At 46.6% G+C, this 3454-nt stretch carries 2 protein-coding genes; one reads left to right on the forward strand and one right to left on the reverse strand.

The window, feature by feature from the left end; genetic code table 11:
• Nucleotides 1–196: 196 nt before the first annotated feature.
• On the reverse strand, nt 197–2443 hold the full coding sequence (locus tag QUA02_RS32935) for an iron uptake porin (RefSeq protein ID WP_333033918.1): 2247 nt from the start codon (nt 2441–2443) through the stop codon (nt 197–199).
• Between the two features lie 167 nt (nt 2444–2610).
• Here QUA02_RS32935 and QUA02_RS32940 point away from each other — a divergent pair, with 167 nt between their 5' ends.
• On the forward strand, nt 2611–3342 hold the full coding sequence (locus QUA02_RS32940; RefSeq protein ID WP_333033919.1) for a sucrose-phosphate phosphatase: 732 nt from the start codon (nt 2611–2613) through the stop codon (nt 3340–3342).
• The last annotated feature ends 112 nt before the right edge of the window (nt 3343–3454 follow it).

A 3454-nucleotide genomic window follows, 5' to 3' on the forward strand; every position in this document is an offset into this window, starting at 1 on the left:
CACTTTACTCTCGAGCGCGCGATCAAATAACCCAGGCCACGTAACACGCGGGCGATATATTCAGCAAGCCCTAATTATCGACAAATTATATAAACCCGCCCCGCCCATACTTAGAAACCGGGTTTTTTACCTTGGGTGCGGGCTACAACGCGTCTTTTCGTCAAAAAACCCGGTTTCTGGGTTCCCATGCGTGGAATTAAAAACTAAACTGCGTCCGCAAATTGCCCACAAAAATTGTCGGGTTGTTATCGAAATTATTGGCATTGGCGATCGCATAAAATGCCGGCACGATCGAAATATGATCGGTGAGAGGCAAATAATAAGTTGCCTCAATTTCGTACTGCGTGCCGCCATTCCCTCCGCCAGAAACCAGAAACCTCCTACCGCCAGTAAAGTCAAAAGGTACTAAAAATGACACCGTAAGCAAAGCTCCTTCTTTGAACAAATCGGGAAATGCAAGTCCTAACTGATAAGATTGATTTTTGATCGTGCCGTCGGGTCGGTTAGTCTTGGGAAATATATTGGTTTCGGCGTAGCCGTAGCGGCCGAAAAGACCAAAGCGGCGAGTGACTGACCAATCGAAATTGAAACTATAAGTATTCGCAGTCGCATTGCCCAGGCGGCCGCCGAAACCGTCATCTGCCACACCGTTCAACGGCTTGCTGTTAGGAGATCCAATTAAGCCGCCGATTTGCTGGATGTTGGAACGGCTGTACAGAAAGCGCAAATTAGCCCGATCGCTCGGACTGAATGTTAATTCTGCTGTAGTCGTATTCGTGCCGCCAAACAAGCCTTGAGACGGATTGGAAGCGGAATTAAACACGGAAGTGGGCAAAAATTCCGTACTCTCGCCCAAATAGCCAAAGCGGAGTTTCAATGCGCGGCCGATATCCCACAAAACCAAAGCACCGGCACCGCGTCTGGTAGCGCTTAACAAAGGGCTGTTGTTAGAATTAAAGCTGCTCGCACCGTCTACGAAAAAGTTAAACCTATTGTTGTCAAAGTAGCGGTAGAAATTAATCCTGGGCCCGACTACTACTTGCAAGCTGTTGCTAAGCGGGAACCGATAGGAAAGTTCCCTCAGAACAACTTCATTGGGATTTGCTCCCGCAGTTTGATCGAGAAAAGGAGTGCCAAAGGTATTGAACAGACCTGTTGAAGTAAACTGGTTGGCTGGGGAATTGCCGTTACCTACAGCTAGCTGTGTAATCAATTCGTCTTTCCCTGTAAAGGAAGTAGTGAGGGTCAACCAAACTAACTGGCTGAAAGTTATTTCTGGGTCGTCAACTTTCTGCACAATTGGTCTGTTGGTGACAGGATCGCGTCCGGCTACTCGATCGAGCGGAGCAGCTTTTCCATTTGTCGCTTCAACTCGGATTCGCTCGCCCGCAAAAGCTCCAGTCAGGTTAAACCAAGCAAATCCGTTGAGTTTAGTAGTAGTTGAAAATTGGTTGGCTTCTAATTCAGCCGTTCGAGCTTCTAAAGCATCTACTCGACCGCGCAATGTAGCTAATTCTGCCGCAAATTCTTCTTGCAATCTTTGCAGAGATGCTAAATCTTCTCGGCTGACTAAATTACCAGTAGAACCGCCAAGTTGTTTGGTAATTTGATCCAAGCAAGCGTTTAATCCGGCGGCAAATTCGTAGCGAGTCATTGCCCGATTGCCTCGGAATGTGCCGTCTGGATATCCCGCAATGCAGCCGTATCTTTCTACCAGCGACTGCAAGGCTTGAAATGCCCAATCTGTAGGCCGCACGTCGGACAGTTGGGAAACAGAGGTGACTTGTGCTGCGTCTTCTTGTATGCTGAGGTCATCAGCGGTTCCCGTCTCGCTGCTAATATCGGCAACTTTGCTGGCTTCAGCAACGTTTTGAGACTGAGGAGAGTTGGCAATTTCTAACTCCTGGGGGGGCAATTCGCGAATTGCCCCCGTTATTTGTGGGGCTGTTGCTGCGAGACCTTCTGTTGCTTTATCTTGTTTGGGTAAAGAGCGATCGACTGTTACTGTATCTTGTTTGGGTAAAGCGCGATTCACCCATGCTGTATCAGTTTCGGGTAAAGCGCGATCGACTGTTTCTGTATCGGTTTCGGGTAAAGTTCGATCCACCCATGCTGTATCAGTTTCGGGTAAAGCGCGATCGACTGTTGCTGTATCAGTTTCGGGTAAAGCGCGATTCACCCATGCTGTATCTGTTTCGGGTTCCGGGCGATCGACTGCTGAGTTAGTCTCTGCGGTTATCGCCGCTAGCTGCGGTATCTCAATCTTACCTGCTGCCAGCGCTGCGTCTGGGTTAGCCACAGGAACGGCACTAGCTTCTAGCGCAACTTCTGGAGTTGAGGTATCCTGAATTTGAGCTATTGCTGCGATCGGCCCCAAAGGCACTGCCGCACCAGAAATCAAGAAAGACAGCCAAAAAGCTTTAACGGAGGTTGAATTATTCACAAAAACACTCACACCACTTGTTGAAAATTAAATTGGGCCAATATTAAACGATAAGCTTGGTTATAAATGTGTTTGGTTTAACAAATTCTGATAAATACTTAAAATAATTTTAGGAAGCGATCGATTCCCGATCGCTAATCACTGATGACTCCTGACTAATTTCCAAAATGAAGTTTTTATTAGTTACAGATTTAGACAACACGCTAGTCGGAGATGACGAAGCAACTCAAGTTTTAAACCAGCGCTTGCAATCAAAGCGATCGCAAATTTGTTTGGTTTACGCTACCGGGCGTTCTCATGCTTCAACTTGCGAATTAATTGCCCAAAAGCAACTGCTAGCACCAGACTATTTGATCGCAGGTGTAGGCAGCGAAATTTACCAAGACGGAACCATCGATTTAGATTGGGCGGAATATCTTTCTCAAGATTGGGATAAAATGGCGATCGCCTCTTTAGCTAAGCAGTTTTCCCAGCTAAAATCCCAATCCCCAAAAGAACAAAATCCTTGGAAAATCAGTTATTGTCTGGAACCAACAGCCGAAAACAGCTCGACTCTCCAGGAATTGCAGCAAAAATTAACTCAATCGGGACTGGCAGCTCAAATCATTTTTAGCAGCAATCGCGATGTGGATATTTTACCGCAGACTAGCAATAAAGGCAATGCCCTTACTTATTTACAAAAGCGCCTGCAAATTCCATCGGAGGCAACATTAGTTTGCGGTGATTCTGGCAATGACATCAGTATGTTTGAACAGGATGTCCGGGGAGTAATAGTAGCCAATGCTCTGTCAGAACTCTTAGATTGGCATCGCGAATACGGCACTGAAAATCATTATTTAGCTGGTTCTGATTGTGCTTGGGGAATCATGGAAGGAATGGCATATTTTTGGGAGTTTTGATTGCCGAAAATGCGGTTAAAATCCGGTTTGGTTTGTATAGCCTTTCTCAGAAAGATGAGGTACGACTGGGCATAGGGCATAGGGCATAGGGCATAGGGCATAGGGCATAGGG

Source organism: Microcoleus pseudofavosus SVA1_A4, assembly GCF_036700565.1.
Taxonomy (GTDB): Bacteria; Cyanobacteriota; Cyanobacteriia; order Cyanobacteriales; family Microcoleaceae; genus Microcoleus.